Source organism: Acinetobacter pullicarnis (assembly GCF_006352475.1).
Lineage (GTDB): Bacteria > Pseudomonadota > Gammaproteobacteria > Pseudomonadales > Moraxellaceae > Acinetobacter > Acinetobacter pullicarnis.
Genome location: NZ_VCMZ01000001.1, coordinates 3,794,244 through 3,817,584, shown reverse-complemented (window position 1 = coordinate 3,817,584; position 23,341 = coordinate 3,794,244). Strand labels below are relative to the sequence as shown.

Here is a 23,341-nt window from a genome sequence, read left to right as displayed (position 1 = left end):
TTCGGCTCTAGCGCAAAGCTGACATATTACAGCGTGATATCCGCGATAAGATACTATGTTTTTGAATATAAAAGAGTTATAGGTCTGTAGGTCGACAATCTACAGAAATAAGATGAATTTCTACCTATTCTTGCCTATACTCATTCTCATCTTTTTCAACTAATGAATTAATAATGGGTAGTGGTTGTAGTCGCTCCGAATTTATACAGTCTTTTCAAATAATAAAATTTAACTGCTTGGTGCAGTCTCAGTTGCAGCCCGATCTGCAAAGTCGAGATGTTGACCAAAATTACACCGTATCTCTGTTGGAGATAGATCAATGATATTTGAATGGATGTCTGATCCTTCTGCATGGGTCGGTCTTGCGACACTGATCGTATTAGAAATTGTTCTTGGTATTGATAACCTTGTATTCATCGCGATTTTGGCGGAAAAATTACCACCAGAACAACGTAATACTGCGCGTATTGTCGGCTTGATGCTGGCGTTGATCATGCGCTTGGTTTTATTGGCATCGATTGCTTGGGTGGTGACCTTAACCAGCCCGTTATTCCATCTGTTCGACCATGCGTTCTCTGGTCGAGACCTGATTTTACTGTTCGGTGGTGTGTTCTTGCTATTTAAAGGCACCATGGAGTTGCATGAGCGACTCGAAGGCAAGCAGCATGTAAAAGAAGAAAATCCAGTGCATGCCGTGTTCTGGATGGTGATTGTACAGATTGTGGTATTGGATGCGGTATTTTCACTTGACAGTGTGATTACTGCGGTGGGGATGGTCAAAGACCTCTCTGTGATGATGACTGCGGTGATTATTGCCGTATTGATTATGCTATGGGCATCTAAACCATTGATGGATTTTGTCAATAAACATCCAACAGTGGTAATCCTTTGTCTTGGCTTTTTGATGATGATCGGTTTCTCATTAATCATCGAAGGCTTTGGCTACCATATTCCAAAAGGCTACTTATATGCAGCGATTGGCTTCTCGGTATTAATCGAGTTTGGTAACCAGACCATGCGCAAAAATCAAGAAAAATTGGTGACAACCAATGACTTGCGCTTCCGTACTGCGTCGGCAGTGTTGCGTATGTTGGGGGGTAAAAATGCACACTCTTCGGATGCATCCAACAATGCCAATGATGATGTCTTGGCAACCCAAGCTTTGGCCAATGAAATGTTTGACCCTGAAAATGGTGCCTATCACAGTGTGATGGTACAAGGGGTGTTGGGACTTTCCGAACGTCCAGTGAAATCATTGATGACGCCACGTCCAGAATTGGAATGGATCGATTTACATGATGAGCCAGAGAGCATCAAACAGCAGTTAATGACCATGACCCATTCACGTTTAATTGTGGCTTATGGCGAGCTCGATAATTTGGCGGGTGTGGTCTTAACCCATAAAGTACTCAATGACTTTATTGAAACGGGCGTGCTCGATTTTGAAAAGCATTTACGTGATGCGGTGATTGTGCATGAAAATGCGCAAGTATTGATGGTCATGGAACAATTACGTCAAGCGCCATTGCAAATGGCCATTGTACTCAACGAATATGGCTCAATCGAAGGGATTGCGACCCCAATTGATATTCTTGAAGCAATTGCAGGTGAGTTCCCTGACGAAGATGAACTGGATGCAGCCGCAGAGGGTTTAGAGGATGGCTCACTGATTTTAGAAGGCTCTACCGATATTCGACACGTGTCACTGTTGTTGGATTGTGATTTGGTTGATGATTCTGAGCAATATTCAACTTTGTCGGGCTATATCTTATTCCATCTGGGACGTTTACCGGTCAGTGGTGAAATCTTACAAGCCGATGGTTATAAATTTGAGATCGTCACGATGGATGGTCATAAAATTGATAAGGTACATATTGTTGTGATTGATCCAGCTCCTCAAGATGAATAAGTCTGCTTAAATTAAAGCGCGGTGCAAGTGCTAAAACCAGTCAAATATGACTGGTTTTTTCAAATGCATATTAAAATGCATCTCGATATGACGCTCGAAATGAAAAAATAGGATGTCCCATGTCAGAACAGAATTGCCCTTGTGGCTTGGCAAGCTACGCCATGTGCTGCCAACCATTGCATCTCGGTGTTGCGCAGGCGCAAACTGCACAACAATTAATGCGTTCGCGTTATAGTGCCTTCGCTTTAGAGCAAATAGATTATCTTGTAGCGACGACGGCACTTGGGCAACAGTCCGCTTTAGATCAAGCTGCGATTGCTGCTTGGAGCAAAGCCAATCAATGGTCAGGGCTTGAGATTGTTCGTCATAATGAACAGCTAAGTAAACAGCATGCCCAAGTCGAGTTTAAAGCACACTACCATGATGGGACACAGGCACGGACTCATCATGAGTTATCGCACTTTGTGCAACATGCAGGGCAGTGGTATTTCCTTGATCCAACCACCGAACAACAGTGGGCAATGAAGCAGCCATGTATTTGTGGTTCTGGCAAAAAAATTAAACATTGTTGTGCCGTTTATATAAATTAGACCATTTTTTGTCTTAGAATAGCGCGCTTAAATGCAGCCATAATGAAAGGGAAAAGCAATGCTGTTACTGGTGATTTATATTATCGCAATTACTGCAGAAGCCATGACTGGCGCACTTTCGGCAGGACGTCGGAGTATGGACTGGTTTGGGGTATTGCTGATTGCCTGTGTAACTGCACTGGGAGGGGGGTCAGTCCGTGATGTCTTGCTTGGACATTATCCACTGACCTGGGTGAAGCATCCTGAGTATTTGGTGCTGACCTGTATTGCTGCCTTTGTGACCATTGTTATTGCGAAATGGATGCGTCAACTGCATTCGATTTTCTTACTCCTAGATGCCTTGGGTTTGATTGGCTTCACCATTATTGGCTGTCAAATAGCCATCGAAATGGGGCATGGCTTTGTGGTTTCCGCAGTTGCTGGGGTTTTGACTGGTGTATCGGGTGGTATTTTGCGCGACATCTTATGTAATGATGTGCCATTAGTATTCCGCCGTGAACTATATGCCAGTATTGCCTTCGTATCCGTGATCTTCTATTGGGTGTGCCACGAAATTGGCTTCTCACTCGAATTGACCGTTATTTCTACCCTGATTTTTGGTTTTTCCTTACGTTGTATCGCGATTTACTTTGGTTTGGAAATGCCCAAATTTATCTATAAAGATGATGATGAGCAATCTGCATCATCGAAAGATGAAAGTTAAAACGGATTGTGACGGCTTGCCCCGCAGTATTGCTGCACTTTCATTGATCTGCCATTGACTCAGTGCTCGATTGGAGACTGAGTTGATCCTTCTATAACGTTTAGAGACAACTTATGGATCTCATTTCCCGGGTACAGCGCTTGCCCATTGGTCGTTTTCATTACAGCTTGCTGGTACTTATTGGTTTTGGCTGGATGTTCGATGCTATGGATACCGGGCTGATTGCCTTTATCCTCACCAAAATGTCAGCCGACTGGCAAATGACCGCCGCTGCAAAAGGTTGGGTGGTTTCGATTGGTTTTGTGGGGATGGCCTTGGGCGCAGTATGTGCCGGTGCATTGGCGGATCGGATTGGGCGCAAGACCGTATTTGCATTGACCTTGGTGGTTTATAGTGTGGCAACGGCACTCTGTGCATTTGCCCCAAACTTGACCTATTTGCTGATCTTTCGCTTTATTGTCGGCTTTGGGTTGGGAGGGCAATTGCCCGTTGCTGTCACCTTGGTGAGTGAATATATTCCTGCGCATGTACGCGGGCGTTTTATTGTTTTACTGGAAAGTTTTTGGGGCTTGGGCTGGTTGGTTGCTGCTTTGGTGTCTTATTTTGTGATTCCAAAATTTGGTTGGCAAATGGCCTTTTTGATTGGTGGATTACCGGTCTTATACGTCTTTGTTATTTTAAAGAAAGTCCCTGAATCTATACCTTATTTGATCAATCGTGGTCGGGTTGATGAGGCACATCGGATCTTACAAAAAATTGAGCGGCAGTGTGGACTTGAGCCTGTTGAAACGATTGTGGTTAAACCTGTAGCGCAGCAGCATAAAATTAGTTTTAAACAACTCTGGTCAGGACCACTGGCACGTCGTAGTCTGATGCTGTGGTTAATTTGGTTTGGGATTGTTTATTCGTATTACGGTATTTTTACGTGGTTGCCAAGCCTGTTGGTGAAGCAGGGCTATAGCATTGTGCAGTCCTTTGAATATGTGCTGTTGATGATTTTGGCACAGCTTCCTGGTTATCTGGTGGCAGCATGGTTGGTGGAAAAACTAGGCCGTAAGGCGACTTTGGCCGGTTTTATTGGTTGTTGTGCAATTTCTGCTTATTTCTTCGGTCAAGCTGATAGCGTGAACCTGATTATGCTGTGGGGCTGCTTATTATCCTTCTTTAATTTGGGGGCTTGGGGCGTACTCTATACCTACACGCCAGAACTCTATCCAACCAACATTCGTGCCTTTGGTTCAGGCTGGGCATCTGCGATTGGACGTTTAGGGGGGATTGTGGCACCGTTGGTGGTCACCCAAATGATGCTCGGAAAAAATGCCTTTAGTTCGGTCTTTATGATGTTTGCAATGGTGCTGATTGGGGTGGCATTGATTGTGATCGTTTTGGGTGAAGAAACCAAAGGTAAGACCCTAGAATCCATTGGCTTATAGTCGATTGATTCAAACTGCCTGACAGTATTGCGCAAAAATTAATAATTTAAGGTTGCTCATTCCACTAAAAATGGATACTTTTAGGCCACAAGACAGTATTTGTCGCATTGAATTTTTGTCGCCCCTTGTATCGGTGGCGGCAGCGACATAGCATAACAACTTAACAATAAACATTTGATCAGGATTGAAGCTTGTAATGACTAGCCTTGCGCATCAAGCGACAGAAAACCGCTCCGTAGCAGAATTTACCGAACAAGCTTATCTCAACTATGCCATGTACGTGATTATGGACCGTGCATTGCCGCATATTAGTGATGGTTTAAAGCCGGTACAACGCCGTATTATTTTTGCCATGAGCGAACTGGGGCTAAAGCCAACCTCCAAGCCGAAAAAATCTGCACGTACCGTCGGTGATGTGTTGGGTAAGTACCATCCTCATGGTGACTCCGCGTGTTATGAGGCGATGGTATTGATGGCGCAGCCATTTAGCTATCGCTATCCTTTTGTGGAAGGGCAAGGCAACTGGGGTTCACCTGACGATCCAAAATCCTTTGCTGCAATGCGTTATACCGAGGCGAAACTCTCCCCTTATAGTGATTTGCTGCTGTCTGAACTGGGGCAAGGCACCAGTGATTGGCAAGACAACTTTGATGGTTCAATGAAAGAACCGATGACTTTACCTGCACGTGTTCCTAATATTTTATTAAACGGAACCACGGGTATTGCTGTCGGTATGGCCACAGATATTCCACCGCACAATTTACGTGAAGTGATTAAGGGGACCATTGCGCTGATTCGCAACCCCAATTTAACTGATGAAAAAATTGCAGAATATATTCCAGCGCCGGATCTACCAACGCGCGCGGAAATTATTACCTCACCGCAAGACTTATTGAAAATTCAAATTACAGGGCGCGGTAGTTATCGTTCACGTGCGGTATATACGGTTGAAAAAAACGAAATTATTGTAACGGAACTGCCTTATCAAGTTTCAGGTGCCAAGGTGATTAGCCAAATTGCAGATCAGATGCAGGCGAAAAAACTGTTGATGGTGTCGGATCTACGTGATGAGTCTGATCATAAAAATCCAACTCGTCTGGTGATCGTGCTGCGTTCTAACCGCATTGATGCTGAAACGGTGATGAGTCACTTGTTTGCGACTACTGAACTCGAATCAAGTTATCGTGTCAACTTGAATATGATTGGGGCAGATGGGCGTCCACAAGTTAAATCGATTCGTCGCATTTTATTGGAATGGATTGAAATTCGGAAGACTACGGTCACCCGTCGTCTGCAATATCATTTGACTAAAATTGAGAAACGCCTCCATATATTGGCGGGCCTTTTAATTGCTTACCTCGATATCGATACCGTGATTCGGATTATTCGTGAAGAAGAACGACCAAAAGCCGAGTTGATGTCGCACTTCAATATTGATGATATCCAAGCTGAAGCTATTTTAGAGTTAAAACTGCGTCATTTGGCCAAACTTGAAGAAGTTGAAATTCGTCGTGAGCAAGCAGAGTTAGAGGCCAAAGCCGCGATCTTGCGTGAATATCTGGCCAATCCAGAGTCGTTGAAGAATTTGATTATTACTGAACTCAAAGATGATGCCAAGAAATTTGGTGATGATCGTCGTTCGCCAATCGTACAGCGTGCCGATGCAACCGCGATTAGTGAGCAGGATATGCTGCCTGCCGAGCCAGTCACCGTGGTGTTGTCCGAAGCGGGGTGGATTCGCTCAGCCAAAGGCCATGAAGTCGATGCTGCGAATTTAAATTATCGTACCGGCGACCAATATCTCAGTCATGCCCAAGGTAAATCGAATCAGAAAGTCTTTGTACTCGATGAGACAGGGCGCAGTTATGCACTACAGATCAATAGTTTGCCGTCAGCTCGTGGCTTAGGTGAACCTTTGAGTTCAAAATTATCACCGGCCAATGGTGTGCGTTTTTTACAAGTCTTTATTAGTGGCGAAGATGCAGACGTGGTTGCGGTGAGCTCAACTGGCTATGGCTTTAAATCCCAAGCGCAGTCTTTGGATACCAATGCCAAAGCGGGGAAAGCATTCTTAAGTGTTCCTAAAGATGCGACGGCCTTACCCCTGTGTATGCCAGGCAAGGCAACGCATTTGGCCTTGCTGAGCTCTGCGGGACGTATGTTAATTTTAGACTTGGCTGAACTGCCCATTTTAAATAAAGGCAAAGGTAATAAACTGATACAACTTGAGCCACAAGATCAGCTTGTGTTCATGCTACCCTTGGCGCTTGATGAGACAATTCAAGTGCTTGCAGGGCAGCAGCAATTAAAATTAAAAGGTGATGACCTGCAAAAATATATCGGAAAAAGAGCATCAAAAGGTCTTTTACTACCACGTGGATATCAAAAAGCAAATAGACTGCTGATTCATGCTTTAAACTAGCATTTACTGCACAAAATAAGATATACGTATTCAAGTATTTGTAAGTATGGATACGATATCGAGCACAAAGAAGCCAAAAAATGATTGCTTGATAGAAACAAAAATGTTTTTAAAACTTTAGGATTACTGATTGGAGCGTACGGCATTATGGAAAAAATTTGGTTTGCAGAATACCAAAAAACTGGGATACCAGAGTCAGTAGAATTACCTCCTGAAAACACTTCGTTGGTTGATATTCTTGAACGGAACTTTCAGAAATTTGGTTCGCGTAATGCTTTTATCTTTATGGATAAAGTTATTTCATTCAGTGAACTTGAAGTCGCTAGCCGTAAATTTGCGACCTACTTACAAAGTTTGGGTTTAGCCAAAGGATCACGTGTGGCAGTGATGATGCCAAACGTTTTACAGTATCCTGTTGTGGCTTTGGGTGTATTCCGTGCAGGATACATCTTGGTAAACGTCAACCCACTGTATACCGCACGTGAACTTGAACATCAGTTAAATGACTCTGGCGCTGAAGCGCTGGTGATTATTGAAAACTTTGCAAGCGTCTATCAATCGATTATTGGGAAAACACCTGTTAAGCATGTGGTGATTGCATCTGTGGGCGACATGCTGGGTTTCCTCAAAGGCAACTTGGTGAATTTCGTTTTACGTTCAGTACGTAAACAAATTCCTGCATGGAATATTCCAGGGCATATTCGCTTTAATGATGCGATGGCCAAAGTAAACCCAAGCAATTACAAGCGTCCACAATTGACTCTAAGCGATACTGCATTGTTGCAATATACGGGTGGAACCACCGGTGTATCTAAAGGTGCAGAGTTAACCCATCGCAATTTGGTTGCAAACTTACTGCAATGTGATGCTATTTTTGAAAGTAAGTTTGGTCCAGGCGATGGGGGCAAAGATGACAACATCTTCTGTGCTTTACCGCTGTATCACATTTTTGCATTCATGGTTTGCGCGTTGTATGGCATGTATAAGGGCCAAGCCAACGTCCTTATTCCAAATCCGCGTGATTTACCTGCGGTGATTAAAGATTTGCGTAAACACCAACCAACCTTCTTCCCCGCAGTGAATACCTTGTTTAATGCTTTGGTACATAACGAAGAATTTAAACAACTCGATCACAGCAAGCTAAAAATCGCGATGGGTGGTGGTATGGCAGTACTACGCTCAACGGCAGATGAATGGAAGCGTGTCACTGGCAGTAATATTATCGAAGGTTATGGTCTTTCTGAAACCTCACCTGTTGCTACGGTGAATCCACCGGCTGCTCCTGAATTTAGCGGCACCATTGGTATTCCCTTACCATTGACCGAGGTTGCAATTTTAGATGATGATGGCAATCCAGTGGCGATTGGGGAACAGGGTGAAATTTCGATTCGTGGTCCTCAGGTGATGAAAGGCTATTGGAATCGTCCGGATGAAACTGAAAAAGCGATTACCAGTGATGGCTTTTTCCGCACCGGTGATATCGGGGTGATGGATGCTCGTGGTTATACAAAAATCGTTGACCGTAAAAAAGACATGATCTTGGTTTCGGGTTTTAATGTTTATCCTGCTGAAATTGAAGATGTGGTTTCAAAACATCCAAAAGTTTTAGAAGTTGCTGCGATTGGTGTACCTGATGAAAAATCAGGTGAAGTACCTAAGTTATTCGTGGTTAAAAAAGATCCATCTTTAACCACAGAAGAAATCTTGGCCTATGCCAAAGAAAACCTAACAGGCTATAAACGTCCACGTTATGTTGAGTTTTTAGATGAATTGCCAAAATCAAATGTAGGTAAAATCCTCCGCAAAGATTTACGCAAATAATCTATTGATTTTGCAGTATAAAAAAGCGCCAATTGGCGCTTTTTTTAGGTGTTTCGCATCAACCAGCTGTCTAGATAAGGTCGACCTAAACCCACGATTCCTGTGAAAGTCAGCATGGTACCCATTTGTCGTCCAATCGCAGGAAGTGGTAAATTCCCTTGATAGGTAAAATAAATATCAACCAAGCAATAGAGCGCGACCAGTCCGAGCCATAAACTTAAATTTAAACGGCGAATACCAACTGCATAAAAGGCAATACCTAATACTAAAAAAGTGCCCAAAGTTGATTGCCAGTTGAGATTGGCGCAAATAACCGAGATTAAAAATGCCATCACGGGCAAAACGATTTTCAGTATGCGATCGACACGTTGTTGATTTTTTCGCTGTAATGCCAAGACATCGAACATCTGTTTTTGATCTGGGTTGATCATATCTGCTCCAAAATACAATTTACTAAAACAAGGTATTTAACAAAAATTATCCGTTAAACGCCATGTTATGATAGCTCACTTAGCGATTTCATGAGAATAACTTCATGTCAGGTATTAATGGCATCATTTACTTAATTTTAATTGCCTGTTTACTGCCTTATGCGTTTACCGTGATTGCTAAAATCGCGGGTGGCTTTAGGATTAAAGATAATCAGAACCCACGTGATTTCATGGCACATACGACAGGCCTTGCAGCGCGAGCGCATGCCGCACAACAAAATAGCTTTGAAAGCCTGCCTTTATTTATTGCAGCAATCCTCATGGCTGAATATATGGTGGTACCACAGTCAGTGGTGATCTTGCTCGGTAGTGCTTATCTGGTCTTACGTGTGATTTATGGCATTTGCTATTTACTGAATCTTGCAACCTTGAGATCAGTCATTTGGTTTTTATCTATGGCCTGTCCCATTTTCTTATTGGTCATGATCATTCGCATGGTTTAGTTAAATTATTTATATAGTGAAATCACTATTTAATGACGCAACTTGTATAATGCAAACGCATTGCTTTAATAAAGCGTTATAATTGCCAAGATTTTACAGACAACCCAAGTATTAAAGAGTTTGTTATGAGTTATAGTAATATTCCTGCGGGTAAAGATGTTCCAAATGATGTTTTTGCGATCATCGAAATTCCTGCCAATGCAGCACCGATTAAATACGAAGTTGATAAAGACTCAGATGCTTTATTTGTAGATCGTTTTATGGGTACTGCGATGTTCTACCCAGCGAACTATGGTTATATCCCAAATACCTTATCTGAAGATGGTGATCCACTTGATATCTTAGTGATTACACCGCATCCAGTGGTTCCTGGTGCAGTCATTCGTTGCCGTCCAATCGGTAAACTGAATATGGAAGATGATGGTGGTATTGATGCGAAACTTATCGCTGTACCGCATGAAAAACTTTCTCCACTGTACAAAGACGTGAAAGAATATACCGATCTTCCACCGTTGTTGTTGCAACAAATTGAGCACTTCTTTAAACATTATAAAGACTTAGAGCCTGGGAAATGGGTTAAGTTGAATGGTTGGGAAGGTTCAGAAGTTGCGAAAGCTGAAATCTTGAAATCAATCGAAGCTGCAAAATAATATTGTTTTAGATCGAATAGGTTTGAAATAATTCAAATTCGTTCTAAATAAAAAAACCTACATCTTGATGGATGTAGGTTTTTTTTATGCTATTGATTCAACCTTGATTAAGAGATTGAATTAAAATAATTTCCAAGGATAGTCGATGAAGACACGCCATTCGTTGGTGCTACCGATATATTGGTTTGCATTGTAGTCTTGGCTTGCACGATAAATCGAGTTACGCACTTTCACACTGAGGTCTTTCGCTGCACCACTTTGTACGGTGTAGCTAACTTGGTTAAAGAACTCACGCTCTTTCGCGTTGTCTGTAATGAGTTTGCCGGTACCATTCTTACTATTGTCTTGGACGTTAATATCCCAACCATAGACATAAGCTGTGGTCCAGTTTAAACCAGGCAGTACACCAAGTTTGCCTAAGTCGAGGTTATATTGAACTTGTACCGATTTCTCTTTGTTCCCAACAAAGTCAGACATATAAGAGTTTGGTAAGTAGACCGTACCAGCACCATCACCTACAAAGTTATAAGCGTAGCCCGAGTCACCTGTGTTTTGTTGGTAAGCGAGCATGACATTGTGTGGGCCAGTGTTATAGCTACTTGATAGTCCAAAAATGGTATTTTTCTTATCCGTATTTGCTTCACCAGTGGTCGTATAAGATATTTTGTCATAAACATCTTTTTCATACTTGGTGTGATAGGCCATCGCATCGAAGGTGAGTGAACGATCAGCATCTAGTGGATATTTATAGTTCAAATTGACATAGTGTCGATTTAAAGCATTCTTTAAATCAGCGCCATAGTAAGCAACATTGAACTGATCATTGACCTTATATTTTGCACCATATGCAATTGCACGCTTTAAGTGATTTTGGTCAGTTGCGATTTGGGCAGAGCCTTGATCTTTGGTGTAATAGGCAAGAGAGACTTCTAGGTCTTTAATTTCTCGGCTAGTGATTGAGGTACCGTTATAGTATTCAGGGAGCAAACGCGCCTTGGTATTACTTTGTAAAACCGGTAAATTAGAGATTTGTGTACCATAGCGAATGGTGGTATTTGAAATTCGGGCTTTAACGCTTGCGCCACCACGACTCCATTGGTTATAAGGTTTACCAGGTTGGTCGTTATTACTATGATGAAGTGGAATCATCTCTTGGCCTGAATGCTTATTATCGCCAAGTTTAAAAGCGAAATCACCAACAGCATCAATACCAAAACCGACAATACCTGGCGTAAAGCCAGATTCATAGCTGGCGATAAAACCTTGTGCCCAAGAGCTTTGATCATGTACACCAGGATCTTTTTTATCGCGATAAATCCAACCGTTACGAATGGTCAATGTTGCTGTTGAATCTTCAACAAAACCTTTTGTTTCACTTTGCTCACTGGCATAGCTTACAGACATGCACGTCATTGGAATTAAGACGGCCAATGTCAGTTTTTTACTTTTTAGCATTAAAATGCCCCATTAAAATAAATTACAATTTTGTTTTAAGTAGAACTTAGCGATCTGGTCATTGCGTCAACAACAGCCTCTTGACCGCATGACCTCCAGATTCCCTCTCAACTCGCATAAGAGAAGTCAGCCTAACCTCTCATAGGGTGAACCATATGACATTTATATTAATTTGAAAAGCGATTTATTAAGCTCTTAAAATAGGTATAAAAAATTATCTTTCTTTTCTGATTTTGGCAAGCGAATAAAATATCAATTTTCATGAAAAAAAATTATAACCATCAAAAGCATAACGACTTCAACTTGCGTTCAATTTTACCAATAGGATAATTAGTGTGCTTATCCATATTTATATAATAAAAATGTAAACTTAGTATTCTGTAATGGCTTTAAATTCTGAGCAGAGGAGTTGCCTTTTGAGACGGATAATTTCGCTTAATAAAAATTATATTTGATGTGTTTATTATTTTTGCTGCAATTAATGTCTTTGCTTTTATTGGAATAAAAATATGACCTGCTTCATTGCAGCGGGTTAAACAAGAAAAAGAAAAGTAAATGTAATGCTCTAAATGCTTGTTTGCGACTCTAAAATCTTTAGCGGCCTGAGTTTTCTAAATGAATGCAGTGAAAATCGGATTAAAGTGCATTCAAGCAATAGATTGGTGACGGCATCTGCTTTTTAAACATTATTTTATGCAAAATTGATGGATTGATTGTGATTGGCGTTATTGCAAACTTCATCATATTTCTTTTTTTAATTGAATGAATCATCTGGTTTTAATCTGACATTTGACTGAGATAAATATATTGCCTCACTGAAGTTAATGTGATGAATCTGCTGTTATTTCTGTAATTTGTGATGGCGCAAGGGCTGTAGTTGAGGGTAATTTTTTACGTCAAATTAATGATGATGCTTAAAAATGGAATAGATATTTTATGGTGCTTTTTTTTAGAGTAGAGCCCTATTATAAAACAGAGTTACTGCATTATGGATACGCTATTTAGATTGATCACGATGAAATGGCACATCAGTGTTATGAATATTAGCCATCGAAAGCCAACAACAATAAATCATAAGTTCATGAATAATAGTTATTTTTTATTTTGATAAATCATTTTCGAGTAAATGGCATAGCAATTGCTATCCAGAGTATGAGTTTCAATGATTGATCACAACCAACAAGCGGCTGTCTAAGGGGATTGACTTTAATGAAAAAGAATATTTGTATCAGTGCGGTTTTGGTGACCATATCGAGTATCTGTATGGCAGAAGACAATAAACAACTTCCTTTTCCAGGGACAGTAACGGGCAATGTCGGGGTACTTTCAAGCTATGATTTACGTGGGATGACCAATAGTCCTGAAAATGATAAAGCGACTGTTCAAGCGGGCTTAGAATATAGTCATCCAACGGGTTTTTATCTCGGTTATTGGGGTTCTACTTTAGGCTACTCGCTCAAAGACTATGATACTGCAACGAAGAAATATACGGGTAGTAATTCATTTGAAAATGATTTTAGTATTGGCTATCGCGGTAAAATCAACGAAGACCTAGGCTATACCGTGGGAGGAACTTATTATTACTATGCTCAGTCGGATGCAAAATCAGATTTCTTTGAAACGTTGCTTGGTGTCAATTATAAACGTCTGGCTTTGACTGCTCAGACGGCAACCAAAAATAGCAGTACCACCAATAAGGGGGATACTTATCTTTTAGCAGCATATAGCCATCCTTTACCGAGTGAATTTACAGCGAATGTTGCGGTAGGTGCTTATTATTATGACAAGGATAAAAATCTAACCACCACTGAAGATTTTACTTTCCGTCATTTAAACTTAGGCCTCAGCCACCCACTTGGTACAACGGGTGCCAATATGAGTCTAGACTTTATTGTGGGAGGCTATGACCGTGAAGATAAGAAGCAAAAGAATAAGGTCGTGGCTGGCTTAAAATATACTTTTTAAGCCTAAAGCTAGCTTTTAGGTTTAAGCCTCAGATGAGACTTAAGGATCACGATACAATAATAAAAACAGCCAAAACTAAAATAAAGATCAGCACTCAGCGACCAGAAAAATGGGTCGCTTTTTTATGTCATTTTAGTTCCTTCATTTTTCTCCTTTAAGCGGAAAATACAAGGGATTATCAAAGAAGTCTATTGTGAAGGGGGTCATCTCAAGTCATGCCGACGGTAAGACAAAGCCTCGGTGAGATGTTTGCTTTCAATTTGGATGGCTTGGGATAAATCGGCAATGCTACGAGCAACACGAATAATCCGGTGATAGGCGCGTGCAGAAAGGTTCAGGCGTTGTTGAGCATTCTCTAATATTTGAGTTGATTGAACATCGAGGTTGGCATGTTCTTCGAGTTGCTTCGGACTCAGCGCATGATTGAGATGGCCTTGCCGGTTGATTTGTATATGGTAGGCCTGAATCACACGTTGCCGCACCGTATTTGAATCTTCAACGGCAGTCTTGTCTTGGAGTTCTTGAGATTTAAGTGGTGGCACATCGATATGTAAATCGATGCGGTCTAACAGGGGGCCAGAGATACGATTTTGATAGCGTTTAATGGCTTCGGCCGAGCATTGGCAACGACTGTCTTGATCGAAAGCATAACCACAAGGACAGGGATTCATTGCCGCAATCAGTTGAAAATCAGAAGGGAAGGTGATCTGCCTTGAAGCGCGTGAAATGACAATGTGTTTAGACTCTAGGGGCTGTCTGAGGACTTCAAGTACTTTACGGTCAAATTCGGGAAGTTCATCTAAAAATAAAACCCCCAAATGCGCCAACGTGATTTCGCCCGGTTTGGGTTGCGAGCCACTGTCATTTACAGTAATAGATAAGAGTGGCATGATAAGAAAACAACAGGTTGCCACTCTAAAATTACATAAATAGATTAGAGTAATGACAGTAATAAGCAAGAGTGGCTTGCAAATTTACACAAATAGGCACGAGTGGCTGTAAGAGGCATTCTATGAAAAGAATCAGTGATGAATATTCCCCAGTTAGGAAATCTCAAACTGTATATGGGAGTATTTCAGTAAATTACGCTTTTAGAGGGGAAAAGACGATTTGGTGTGAATCTACTCTTGAGCGTGATTTTTTGATTAAGCAAGAGTTCAATAGCAATGTCATAGACATCGTAAGCCAGCCTATTACTATCCCATATATAACAGAGTTGGGTAATGAATCCACTTATACCCCTGATTTCCTCGTACAGTTTTCCAGTGCAAATTGTGGTGATTTTGAGGAAATCCCCTGTCCACTGCTAATAGAAATAAAACCTAAAAAGAAACTTATAGAGGATTGGGATAAATTAAAGCCCAAATTTAAGGCAGCTCATGCTTTTGCTAAAGAAAAAGGTTGGAAATTCAATATTATAAATGAATCAAGGTTATATGATCAGTATTGGGAAAATATTAATTTTTTGAAAAGATTTAGGCGTTCTCATGTGGATGTATGTGATGAACAAACTTTACTTGAGACTTTAGATGGTCTTGGTCAATCAACTATTAATCAGTTACCTGCACATATTTTTAAGGATAAAACCAATGTTCTTAGAGGTATTCATCAAGTATGGGCATTGGTCGCAAAACGAAAAATCATGTGTGATTTATATTGCCCCTTAACCGCAGAGACGGTGATTTGGGTAAATCAAGATGATGTGCTTACAAGGAGATTTTAAATGGTTCAGACTGATACCGTAAGTATTGACCGAAGTCGGATCATACTCAAACCAAATGTAATCGTTAAGTATGAAGGGCAACCGTATAAGATTGCTAATGTTCTGAATGCTAACGATATCGTGATTTCTAGTTTAGATTCTGTACGTTTTTTACAAGTAAGTGCAGATTCGCTACAAGTATTTGAAGCTGAAAATAACCAAACTAAAGATATAAATAAAGGTGATTGGGATATTACGCATGAAGCATGGAAAATTGCTTTACATCGTTATGAAATTATCAAGCCGTTAATTAAGTATTCAACAACTGAATTAGTCGAGCAACGAGCAAGTGAATATGAGATTAACCGTTCTACTTTATGGAAATGGTTAAAAGATTTTAGAGAAAATAACTCTATCTTAGTCTTAGTTCCTAAAAAGAGAGGTTGGACGACCAAGAAGTCTAGGTTGTCTCCCCAAATTATGAAGATTATTAACCAAGGTATTCAAGAGGAATATCTTAATGCCAGAAAGCCTAGTATTGCAAAGACTATAGATTTTATTAAAGCAGAATGTTCTCGTCTTAAACTAGAAGCACCCCATGACAACTCAATTCGTAGAAAAATAGAAGCCTTAAATGATTATATGGTGATTAAGGCTCGTCATGGTTCTAAAGCAGCACAAGATAAGTATGCATCTGCTGCTGGTGAGTTTCCTAATGCTGATTATCCCTTGGCATATGTACAGGTAGACCATACTCCACTAGACATTGAAATTGTTGATGATGAATTTCGAGAGGCAATTGGACGACCATTTCTAACATTAGCTATTGATGTAAATACTCGAATGGTGGTCGGTTATTACTTGTCTTTAGAAGCTCCCAGTGCAACATCTGTTGCCATGTGTATTGCTTCCAGTATTTTGTCAAAAAAACGGAAGCTTATTGAATTGGATATAGACGCTGATTGGCAAGTTGAAGGTCTTATGGATTCTGTACATACAGATAATGGTCCTGACTTTAGAACTAACCATATCAGTCGAGCTTGCTTGAAATATGGGATTCATTGGGAGTTTCGTCCGATTGGTGGGGCAAGGTTTGGTGGACATATCGAACGTTTAATTGGTGTGGTTAACCTTGAAATGCACATCTTGGATGGTACAACTTTCTCAAATATCCAAGAACGTGGAACCTATAATTCAGCAGGTCATGCCTGTATGACACTGAAAGAACTAGAATATTATATTGTTTATTGGATCACTAAAGTTTATCACCAAAAGAAACACTCCAAACTTGGTATGTCACCTTTACAGAAGTGGCAAGATGGTGTTTGGGGAACAAAAACTACTCTTGGAACGGGTTTAAAAGAACGAGTTTCGGATGAAGACACATTATTTATTGATTTCCTTCCCGAATTTGAATCAACAATTCAACGTGTAGGTGTACAGAAAGACAATCTATTTTATTTTGCTGATTGTTTACGACAGTGGGTTAATTGTGTTGATCCCGAAGATGTAAATAAAAAGAGAAAAAAGAAATTTTTGTTTAAACGTGATCCAAGGGATATTTCTCTTATTTGGTTTTATGAACCTCTGTCCAATACATATTTTAAAGTACCTACTGCTAAACGAGAAATGCCACCAATAAGCTTATTTGAATACAAACAAGTGCAGAAATATCTTCGTGGTGAACAACATGATAATCAAAATCAGGATGAAATTTATCAGGCAATTCTTCATTTACGTGAGCAATTGAAACAATCCCGTAGTTTGACTAGGAAGCAACGGAGAACAAATCAACGTAAAAAGGAAAATGCAAAAGCAACACATCATTTGTCTGTAAAAAATGAACCTGAAAACTCATGTGTTGTCGAAAACAGGGTTCAACCTACTAATGATTTATGGAGTATTCCATTGACTGCATTTGAGGATTTAAGGGGATAATAATGCAAAAATATGAACATCTTGCAGATGATGTACTTGAAGTCATGTCTCTAAGTGATAGTGATCGTATCAATACTTTATTTTCTGACCGTTGGATTGGTTATAAAAAAGCAGTCACTATTTTGGATACTTTAACTGATCTGTTGAATCGCCCTAGGAAGCTTCGCCCAGAATGTTTATTGATTGTGGGCGATTCTAATATGGGTAAAACGACCATTATCCACGAATTCACAAAGCAGCATTACACCAAAACAGTGAATGACATAGATATGGAGCTGCTGTCTGTAAAAAAACCTGTTTTAACCATATTAGCCCCTGCCAAAGCGAATGTAAAAGAACTCTATATCAATATATTGAATCATTTCTTTGTTCCATTTCGTCCTACTGATCCCGAAGCAAAATTACGGAATCAGGCTGTCCATCTAATGCGGAAGTATGAAACAAAAATGTTGATTATTGATGAAATTCATAATTGTTTAACAGGTTCGACCAAACTTCTTTCCGAAGTGATGAATACCTTAAAGAATCTCAGTAATGATCTAAGTCTGAATATCGTTGGCGTTGGTACTCGTGAAGCAGTTACGATCCTACATACCGATGCTCAATATGCAAGCCGTTTTGATGTAGCAATGTTGCCTAAATGGGAACTGAATCAGGATTTTCTAAGACTATTATTAAGTTATGTACGGTTGTTGCCTTTAAAGAAACGTTCTGATCTAGCATCTCAAAGACTTGCCACCCTTATATTTGAAATTTCAGGTGGGAATTTTGGTGACTTAAACAGATTGTTGGTTGAGTGTGCTAAAGAGGCAATTGTACAAGGTAATGAGGAAATTACCGAAGAAATTGTTCATAAATTTAAATGGCTTAAGCCAACCGAGGGTATGAGGAATATTAGAAATATAAATCTTAACGTGGTTTAGGTATTCTGCTTTTCATAGGAAAATAGCCATGCACCAAGTAGAACAACGTTGGTATATTCGTACCCCTATTCAAGAGGGTGAAGTATTTTCTTCTTGGCTCATACGTTCTGCTTTGGATTTAGGCTGCTCACCATTAACTTTGGTGAATCTTTTATGGGAAAAATGGAGAGGATTAACCATAGATATTGATCGTGGATTAAATGAAGAAAAATTAGATATATTGTTAAATCATTGTTTTGTAGAACAACATGAAGTTCAGAAGACTATGTTAAGCAGCTATTTCCCTGCTTTGATTCCAATAAACTATAACAAAAATCAGCGTATTCCTTGGATATTGGCTCTAGGTATTCGGAATCGTTCAAATGTGTCAGGTCGTCAAATTTGTACGCAATGTCTAAGTTCTACCCATACACCACCATATTTGCGTATCAAGTGGCGTATGGGGTGGCATAGTGGCTGTGATATTCATAAAACCATATTAATAGATCATTGCCTTCAATGTGGAATCACACTACAACCTACAAAAATTGATATAGAACATGGTTCATTAGCGATTTGTACTTCATGCTATGCTGATTTAAGTACATTCATTCAACGTCCAGTCGAAGCGGATGCATTAAGATTTCAGCATCAAGCTGATCAGGTCTTGGAATTACAGCTTGGGCAATATAACCAAAAGGAAATTTCTTCGATAGAGTGGTTCGAGATTGCTCGTACATGGTTGAGTTTTATTCGATCCCCTCTGAATATGAAAAGTCCTAACCTTTTGCAAATGTTTGAAAGTTTTAATATTGATTTAAATATAGATTATCCTATCACGCCTGTAGCCTTTGAATTTCTGTCTGTTCAGGAACGTGAAAAATTATTGTCAATTTTAAATAAAATCATGGCATTGCCTTGTGACCTGATTGTTGAGCGTTCTTTGGAGTATCATGTAAGTCGTTCTTATTTTTGGGATAAAAGAAAAAAACTGCCTAAGCAGCTTCAACTAATGAAAGATAAAATGTTGAAGCCAAGTAAGATTATTTTGCCTAAAAGTAATGCCATCATAATGAGTAAACCCAAATCCAAAAAAAGTGTACAACGGAAGTGGTTAAGGCTATTGAGAAAGCTACAGAAAGGGGGAACAAGTGACTTTAGCTCAATTGCCCCATGAACAATGCTGTAGTGGCTGTGACAGGGCTGATATAGATAAATTCAAAAAAAGATATAAGGGCGATAAGTATTGTTCAACTTGTTATGCCCGAATTTTTAAAAAAAGAGCTTGTCCAAAATGTGGTGAATATGCTCGATTGCCAAAAAATGATGATCAGGCAATTTGTAATGAGTGTATCAAAAAACAACCTTGTATTCGCTGTAATCAAACCAATAAGCCGATAGGGACACTCACCGAATATGGTGTAGTTTGTAATAGCTGTTCTGTTTATTTTCGCCCAATTGAGCGTTGTGAGAGGTGTGATACACCATCACAAAAATTGACGCATATTTCACGATTTGGTGATGATTTAAGGGTATGTCCAAAATGTTCTACTAGAGATTATGAAACATGCCCCTCTTGTCATAAATATCGCTTATTAGAGCAAGATGATACAGGGACTAAGATTTGTAAAAAATGTAGGAATAACGCCAAAAAGAAATGCAAACAGTGTGATGTCATGATACCAGCAGGCTGTCCTGATCTATGTGATAACTGTTACTGGCATAAGAATTTATGGGAGAAAGCTAGACGAAATATTAAAGTATTCCAATCCCCACGTTTAAAGGTTCAATATGAGCAATATTTACTTTGGTTAGAAGATAAAGTGGGTGCAAATAAAGCAGCCCTATATGTCAATAAACATACCCATTTTTTTATAAAAACCGAAGAATTATGGACTGACGCAATTCCTACAGCAGAACAGTTATTGGCTGTTTTAAGAACCAGTGGACTTAGAAAATTTGAGTTGGTTACATATTGGCTAGATGAAGTCCATCATATTAAGGCTGTATTAGCGGATAAAGATTTTTGCTCTCAACGGGATCAGATCGAAAAATTGATTTTAAGCCTTCCTCAGTCCTCTACAGCTTATGATGTTGTTATGTCCTATAAAAGTGAACTTGATATAAAAATGAAAAATGGAAAGACCAGTATCCGTTCAATAAAACTGGCAATAAAGCCTGCGGTTGCTCTTATGCACTATGTTTGTGCATCGGGAGCTACATTACCTAACTTAGACCATGTAAAAGCCTATCTTATCGACTTTTCTGGTCAGGCTGCTGCACTAACAGGGTTCATTAATTTTTTAAATAAAAAATTTGATACATCTATAGATTATGTGGCTTTTAAAAAATCAAAAAACTTTAATGAGAAACGAAAGCAAAAAGTAGAGAAAGAAATAATTGAGTTGATAGATAAGCCTTTGGATAAAAAAGAAGATGTATTGAGTTGGGTTAAAAATGGCTTAAGGTATTTTCATAATTTACCTTATGTGGAGTCTCTAAAGGTCAAATTTGAGATGATTACAGAAACTGATGATGGATATACTATTTCATTGCAGAATCATTCTTATTGGTTGCCAAAAACACACGAGATTTAAAAAGATAGCTTTTGATGTGTGCTGATAAAAGTGGAGACTTTAACTTGGTAAACTACACATACTCATCAGGAGTTTTCCATAAGTCTAGAAAAATAGCTATTGTGATATTCTTATCACATGTTTACTTTAAGCAAAGTACTTATCACACCACTTATTAAAAATTAGATGCCAATCTGAAATGACAAAATTGTCATTTCATGGTCAGTATTATGTCTAGATATCCAAATCATAATATGGCTTTAATAAGCATGGATATATAGTTATGGTTAAATTAATTCAAATAATCTCAATTAGTATTGGTATCGTATTTTCAGGATTTAGTTATGCCGATGGAGGATTAATATTTTTAGAAAAAAATATAAAAGAAAATCAGGAAATGATTAAAAATAAATCTACTAATTGCACATGTAAATGATTAAAACCCTACATCAGTAGGGTTTTTTATTAATTAAAGTTGCTAAATGCTCTCTATAATATTCAAGATGCATCAGTGAAAAATAATATAAATGTATTTTTAGCAATGGTAGGTCTTGATAAAGAAAAGCATTTATCAACTTCTTTATTGCATTTTTTGAATGTGAGGGCTTAAAAGCCATGCCTGTCAAAATTTTCATTCATAAACCATTGAAATATTAAAAAATTAATATTAAGCCAAAAAAAAGCAAAAGCCAGAATTTGAATCTTCCAGAATATCCTTTGAGTTTTTTAATTGGTATGAATGGAGCTGTATATAATAAAATTTATTTTTACTTTCTAGGGGGTTTAATGGCACTATGCTTTTGAAATTAATATAGGTAATTTGATACTGTTGTATTTGATTGAGAGAGAATTTATGTTGCATCTGTAGACCTATTTACTCTGAATTAGAATCATTACATTTTAAACGTCAGAGAAAGACATTTACTGTACATGAAAATGACAATTTAGTTCGATTGATTTATAGTGGGGAATATGATTTCAAAAATAATATATTGTTGTTCAATCCGAACAGAAATTGAGGCGTGGTGCATTTTAAAAATTGAGCGAGTGATAGCAAGCCCAAGACCTGTTCCATCTATTATTCTTTGTCTAGCAAAGTCAAGTCTATAAAATCTATCAAAAAAACGTTCAAGTTCATCCTGTGATAAATTTTGCATGTCTGGGGATATTTCATTTTTTATAAGAACATAGCACTCTTCGGTCTCTTGGATGAGTTCTATACATAAAGTTGAGTTTGGTTCTCCGTATTTAAGTGCATTTGAAATTAAGTTACTAAATGCTCTTCTGATAATTGTAGGATCTACTAGCGCTTTTCCATGACCTGTTTGTTTCATTTCAATTGTTTTTTCGGAAGCAAAAGCATCATAGAATTCCAAAAGCTTTGCTATTTCTTTTTCTAGAGAAATAACTTTAAGATTTTTGAGATTTATGCCATTTTCTGCCTTAGCTAAAAACAACATATCAGAAACCATTTTTGCTAATCGCTCATATTCCTCTAAATTAGAGAAAAGAACTTCACGATACTCATCACTATTACGTTGCTTAGTTAAACTTACCTGAGTTTGCATCATTAAATTATTGATAGGCGTACGTATCTCATGTGCCAGATCACTGGAAAAGCTAGACAATTTCTCTATAGAAATCTCAAGTCGTAATAACATGTCGTTAAAAGATTTTGCTAAAGGAATTAACTCATTGGGTATATTTACTAATTCTATTCGTTCGGATAGGTTTTTTGCGGAAATATTTTTGACAATAATTGCCATTTTTCGAAGAGGCTTCAATCCACTCCATGTTGCTAACCAGCCGAAAAGCAGTAAAGCAAATGTGCCAATCACTCCAATGAGCAGTAATTGTTGTTTAAAAAAATGTAAAAACCTAAAGTTTTCACTCACTTCCATTGCTAAAATAATATGAATATTTTGAGGTGTTCCATCAATGTTTAATATTCGTTTAACGATAATTCCTTGATATATTTTGTTGTTGTCATACCAATTTACTAGTGGTGAGTCAGATGTTTGAACAAAGTTTTGTATATCTAATTTATGATGCTGAGTTTGGTAGATGGTTTGCTTTGATTGAGATTGGATTTGAACAATAAGATTATCATGCCCAATTAATACACTATTAAGATCATTTTGAAAACTTTTTGGCTTGTTTGACAATAGCGAGTCAATCAGTTGGAGTTTTCCCTCAATTTGTTTCTTATTTTGTTCAGAGAAGTGAGAAATTACATGTTGGTGAATGACAACCCCCATGATGATGAGCACTAGAATTGTAAAAACAATTGAAAGAATACTAATTCTAAAACTGATTGAAGTAAAAAACTTAAGTGACATTT

At 38.8% G+C, this 23,341-nt stretch carries 18 protein-coding genes and 1 pseudogene; 15 read left to right on the top strand and 4 right to left on the bottom strand.

Features of this window, described 5'->3' with window-relative positions; all coding sequences use genetic code 11:
* Positions 1-319 precede the first annotated feature (319 nt).
* The 6 genes from FD716_RS17145 to FD716_RS17120 all read left to right on the top strand — a co-directional run bounded on the left by FD716_RS17145 (position 320) and on the right by FD716_RS17120 (position 8,878).
* Positions 320-1,909 carry a TerC family protein gene (locus FD716_RS17145; RefSeq protein WP_139853437.1) on the top strand — a complete coding sequence of 530 codons (1,590 nt, stop codon included), beginning with the start codon at positions 320-322 and terminating at the stop codon, positions 1,907-1,909.
* Between the two features lie 119 nt (positions 1,910-2,028).
* Positions 2,029-2,499: a YchJ family protein gene (locus tag FD716_RS17140; protein ID WP_139853436.1), complete on the top strand. Its 471-nt coding sequence runs from the start codon at positions 2,029-2,031 to the stop codon at positions 2,497-2,499.
* A 58-nt stretch (positions 2,500-2,557) separates the two neighbouring features.
* Positions 2,558-3,202, top strand: a complete 645-nt coding sequence (locus FD716_RS17135; protein ID WP_139853435.1) for a trimeric intracellular cation channel family protein — start codon at positions 2,558-2,560, stop codon at positions 3,200-3,202.
* A gap of 113 nt (positions 3,203-3,315) precedes the next feature.
* The gene (gene niaP / locus FD716_RS17130) at positions 3,316-4,635 is read left to right on the top strand and encodes a niacin transporter NiaP (protein WP_139853434.1); all 1,320 of its coding nucleotides are present in this window, start codon (positions 3,316-3,318) and stop codon (positions 4,633-4,635) included.
* A 196-nt stretch (positions 4,636-4,831) separates the two neighbouring features.
* The gene (parC, locus tag FD716_RS17125; RefSeq protein ID WP_139853433.1) at positions 4,832-7,057 is read left to right on the top strand and encodes a DNA topoisomerase IV subunit A; all 2,226 of its coding nucleotides are present in this window, start codon (positions 4,832-4,834) and stop codon (positions 7,055-7,057) included.
* A gap of 147 nt (positions 7,058-7,204) precedes the next feature.
* A complete protein-coding gene (locus FD716_RS17120; protein ID WP_139853432.1) occupies positions 7,205-8,878 on the top strand; it encodes an AMP-binding protein in 1,674 nt (557 codons plus the stop codon).
* 44 nt (positions 8,879-8,922) lie between these two features.
* Here the strand turns inward: FD716_RS17120 and FD716_RS17115 are convergent, their stop codons facing one another.
* The gene (locus FD716_RS17115) at positions 8,923-9,309 is read right to left on the bottom strand and encodes a hypothetical protein (protein WP_139853431.1); all 387 of its coding nucleotides are present in this window, start codon (positions 9,307-9,309) and stop codon (positions 8,923-8,925) included.
* Between the two features lie 104 nt (positions 9,310-9,413).
* Between FD716_RS17115 and FD716_RS17110 the strand changes: the two genes are divergently transcribed.
* Entirely contained in the window at positions 9,414-9,812 is a 399-nt protein-coding gene (locus FD716_RS17110; RefSeq protein ID WP_139853430.1) for an MAPEG family protein, read from the top strand.
* 125 nt (positions 9,813-9,937) lie between these two features.
* Positions 9,938-10,462: an inorganic diphosphatase gene (gene ppa / locus FD716_RS17105; protein ID WP_139853429.1), complete on the top strand. Its 525-nt coding sequence runs from the start codon at positions 9,938-9,940 to the stop codon at positions 10,460-10,462.
* A 120-nt stretch (positions 10,463-10,582) separates the two neighbouring features.
* Here the strand turns inward: ppa and FD716_RS17100 are convergent, their stop codons facing one another.
* Positions 10,583-11,917, bottom strand: a complete 1,335-nt coding sequence (locus FD716_RS17100) for an OprD family outer membrane porin (protein WP_139853428.1) — start codon at positions 11,915-11,917, stop codon at positions 10,583-10,585.
* Between the two features lie 1,209 nt (positions 11,918-13,126).
* Between FD716_RS17100 and FD716_RS17095 the strand changes: the two genes are divergently transcribed.
* Positions 13,127-13,882 (top strand): TorF family putative porin, encoded by a 756-nt coding sequence (locus tag FD716_RS17095; RefSeq protein WP_139853427.1) that lies wholly within the window; start codon positions 13,127-13,129, stop codon positions 13,880-13,882.
* Between the two features lie 203 nt (positions 13,883-14,085).
* On the opposite strand, the pseudogene FD716_RS17090 reads toward FD716_RS17095, so the two are convergent.
* Positions 14,086-14,739: pseudogene (locus tag FD716_RS17090) on the bottom strand (ATP-binding protein); the annotation flags it as partial.
* Positions 14,740-14,894: 155 nt separating this feature from the next.
* Between FD716_RS17090 and FD716_RS17085 the strand changes: the two are divergent.
* The 6 genes from FD716_RS17085 (at position 14,895) to FD716_RS18945 (ending at position 21,436) form a co-directional block, all read left to right on the top strand.
* Positions 14,895-15,605 carry a TnsA endonuclease N-terminal domain-containing protein gene (locus FD716_RS17085; protein WP_139853425.1) on the top strand — a complete coding sequence of 237 codons (711 nt, stop codon included), beginning with the start codon at positions 14,895-14,897 and terminating at the stop codon, positions 15,603-15,605.
* Positions 15,606-17,522: a Mu transposase C-terminal domain-containing protein gene (locus FD716_RS17080; RefSeq protein ID WP_139853424.1), complete on the top strand. Its 1,917-nt coding sequence runs from the start codon at positions 15,606-15,608 to the stop codon at positions 17,520-17,522.
* A gap of 2 nt (positions 17,523-17,524) precedes the next feature.
* Entirely contained in the window at positions 17,525-18,445 is a 921-nt protein-coding gene (locus tag FD716_RS17075; RefSeq protein WP_139853423.1) for a TniB family NTP-binding protein, read from the top strand.
* 28 nt (positions 18,446-18,473) lie between these two features.
* The gene (locus FD716_RS17070; RefSeq protein ID WP_139853422.1) at positions 18,474-19,601 is read left to right on the top strand and encodes a TniQ family protein; all 1,128 of its coding nucleotides are present in this window, start codon (positions 18,474-18,476) and stop codon (positions 19,599-19,601) included.
* On the top strand, positions 19,576-21,021 hold the full coding sequence (locus tag FD716_RS17065) for a transposase (protein WP_139853421.1): 1,446 nt from the start codon (positions 19,576-19,578) through the stop codon (positions 21,019-21,021). The genes FD716_RS17070 and FD716_RS17065 overlap by 26 nt, the downstream gene beginning before the upstream one ends.
* A 262-nt stretch (positions 21,022-21,283) precedes the next feature.
* Entirely contained in the window at positions 21,284-21,436 is a 153-nt protein-coding gene (locus FD716_RS18945) for a hypothetical protein (RefSeq protein WP_171477065.1), read from the top strand.
* Positions 21,437-21,944: 508 nt separating this feature from the next.
* Here FD716_RS18945 and FD716_RS17060 read toward each other — a convergent pair.
* Entirely contained in the window at positions 21,945-23,339 is a 1,395-nt protein-coding gene (locus FD716_RS17060) for a heavy metal sensor histidine kinase (protein ID WP_139853420.1), read from the bottom strand.
* Between the last annotated feature and the right edge of the window lie 2 nt (positions 23,340-23,341).

Excerpts from the sequence above, each read along its gene's own strand:
- FD716_RS17085 (WP_139853425.1), top strand. The coding sequence starts at position 14,895 with ATGAAAAGAATCAGTGATGAATATTCCCCAGTTAGGAAATCTCAAACT.
- FD716_RS17075 (WP_139853423.1), top strand. The coding sequence starts at position 17,525 with ATGCAAAAATATGAACATCTTGCAGATGATGTACTTGAAGTCATGTCT.
- FD716_RS17060 (WP_139853420.1), bottom strand. The coding sequence starts at position 23,339 with ATGTCACTTAAGTTTTTTACTTCAATCAGTTTTAGAATTAGTATTCTT.
- FD716_RS17115 (WP_139853431.1), bottom strand. The coding sequence starts at position 9,309 with ATGATCAACCCAGATCAAAAACAGATGTTCGATGTCTTGGCATTACAG.
- FD716_RS17100 (WP_139853428.1), bottom strand. The coding sequence starts at position 11,917 with ATGCTAAAAAGTAAAAAACTGACATTGGCCGTCTTAATTCCAATGACG.
- FD716_RS17120 (WP_139853432.1), top strand. The coding sequence starts at position 7,205 with ATGGAAAAAATTTGGTTTGCAGAATACCAAAAAACTGGGATACCAGAG.
- parC (WP_139853433.1), top strand. The coding sequence starts at position 4,832 with ATGACTAGCCTTGCGCATCAAGCGACAGAAAACCGCTCCGTAGCAGAA.
- ppa (WP_139853429.1), top strand. The coding sequence starts at position 9,938 with ATGAGTTATAGTAATATTCCTGCGGGTAAAGATGTTCCAAATGATGTT.
- FD716_RS17145 (WP_139853437.1), top strand. The coding sequence starts at position 320 with ATGATATTTGAATGGATGTCTGATCCTTCTGCATGGGTCGGTCTTGCG.
- FD716_RS18945 (WP_171477065.1), top strand. The coding sequence starts at position 21,284 with ATGGTTAAATTAATTCAAATAATCTCAATTAGTATTGGTATCGTATTT.
- FD716_RS17070 (WP_139853422.1), top strand. The coding sequence starts at position 18,474 with ATGCACCAAGTAGAACAACGTTGGTATATTCGTACCCCTATTCAAGAG.
- FD716_RS17095 (WP_139853427.1), top strand. The coding sequence starts at position 13,127 with ATGAAAAAGAATATTTGTATCAGTGCGGTTTTGGTGACCATATCGAGT.
- FD716_RS17135 (WP_139853435.1), top strand. The coding sequence starts at position 2,558 with ATGCTGTTACTGGTGATTTATATTATCGCAATTACTGCAGAAGCCATG.
- FD716_RS17080 (WP_139853424.1), top strand. The coding sequence starts at position 15,606 with ATGGTTCAGACTGATACCGTAAGTATTGACCGAAGTCGGATCATACTC.
- FD716_RS17140 (WP_139853436.1), top strand. The coding sequence starts at position 2,029 with ATGTCAGAACAGAATTGCCCTTGTGGCTTGGCAAGCTACGCCATGTGC.
- FD716_RS17110 (WP_139853430.1), top strand. The coding sequence starts at position 9,414 with ATGTCAGGTATTAATGGCATCATTTACTTAATTTTAATTGCCTGTTTA.
- niaP (WP_139853434.1), top strand. The coding sequence starts at position 3,316 with ATGGATCTCATTTCCCGGGTACAGCGCTTGCCCATTGGTCGTTTTCAT.